Genomic DNA, 1,390 nt, shown 5'->3' on the forward strand with positions numbered 1-1,390 from the left:
TAATACTGCAACCGCATGTGGGGGTCGTGGCCTCGGCGTTGGTAATGGCAGCGGCGGGCGCGGGCTTGGCTGCGGCGTCGGAAGTGTGACCAGCGCAGACGGTACTCGTTGGCATGGCAGTGGGGCGTGATGACGACGTGCCCGATCATCCGGCGGATCTCCGGGACGCTGAGGGGTATCAGGTCGTGCTCGTCATTTCCGCTGCCCCTTTTGCGGCTTCTGCGGCACGGACGGCAGTCAGGTAGGCGAGGACTGCCATGGCCAGGGTGATGTGCCGGTACCAGGCCCGGTAGAGCCGCACCTGGTAGTGATCGAGCCCGCACTCGCCCTTCGCGGTCTGGAAGCACTCCTCCACCTGCCAGCGCGCGCCGGCGACTTTGACCAGGTCTTTCAGCAGGGAAGCGACGGGTCCGTGGCAGACGTAGTAGGAGATCTCGGTGGGGTCGGCCAGGCTGCGGCGAGCGAGTACCCAGTGCCCGTACCCGTCCTTCCAGAACGGCCGGATCGCCACGCGGGCCCAGTGGTAGATCCGCTGACCGTGGGCTCCGGCTCCGGCCGAGAGCCGCTTCCATGCCTGCTTGGGCAGCGCGGCGATCAGCTCATCCACGCGCGCATCGCGGCTGTCGGTGGTGGTGACGGTGTCGTTGACCTTGGTCGCCAGCACATACGCCACCCGGCGTTCCTCCAGCCACGCGCGAAAGTGCTTGACCTGCCCGTATGCCTCGTCCGCAGTGACCCAGGCGAACGGCACCGCCGCGTCGATCGCCCGCTGCAGCATCCACTTCAGGTGCTCGATCTTCGTAGCAAACGGCACCGTGTCGTCGATCCCGGCCGCCCGGCATCGGTCCCGGTCGTCCGTCCAGGACTTCGGAACGTAGAGTTCCCGGTCGATCAACGCCCGTCCCTTGGGGGAGGCGTAGGCGAGGAAAGTACCGATCTGGCAGTTCTCGGTGCGGCCGGCGGTCCCGGAGTACTGCCGCTGGACACCGGCTGACTTCACACCCTTCTTGAGGAAGCCGGTGTCGTCCCCGACGAGCACGCCGTCTTTGGTGCCGATGGTCTCCATGACGAAGTCGCGGACATCGTCGCGGACCGCGTCCTCGTCCCACTCGGAGTGGTTGAGCAGGCGTTGCACACCGTCCGGGCGGAGCTGGCCGACCTGCTCGGCCAGCGTCCAGCCGTTCTTCTTCTCCAACGGCGCCAGCAGGCCCGTCATATAGTCCAGAGCCCGATCACGTGGCTCCGACCTGCCAAAACGTCGCGCGAACCGGGCATGCAACCCGGCTATGCCCTCGGACCACGACTCGACCTGCTCGACCGTCAGCGACTGTTCACACTGTCAGACCAACGAGTAGCACCGCAGACCGTCACGCCACATGCGGTTGCAGTA

1 protein-coding gene is annotated in these 1,390 nt (G+C 66.4%); it reads right to left on the reverse strand.

Features of this window, described 5'->3' with window-relative positions; all coding sequences use genetic code 11:
* Positions 1–178: 178 nt before the first annotated feature.
* Positions 179–1,324, reverse strand: coding sequence for an IS701 family transposase (locus ACFV9O_RS40440; RefSeq protein WP_385428096.1), 1,146 nt, complete (start codon positions 1,322–1,324; stop codon positions 179–181).
* Between the last annotated feature and the right edge of the window lie 66 nt (positions 1,325–1,390).

Source organism: Streptomyces sp. NPDC059909, assembly GCF_042730885.1.
Classification (GTDB): Bacteria; Actinomycetota; Actinomycetes; order Streptomycetales; family Streptomycetaceae; genus Streptomyces.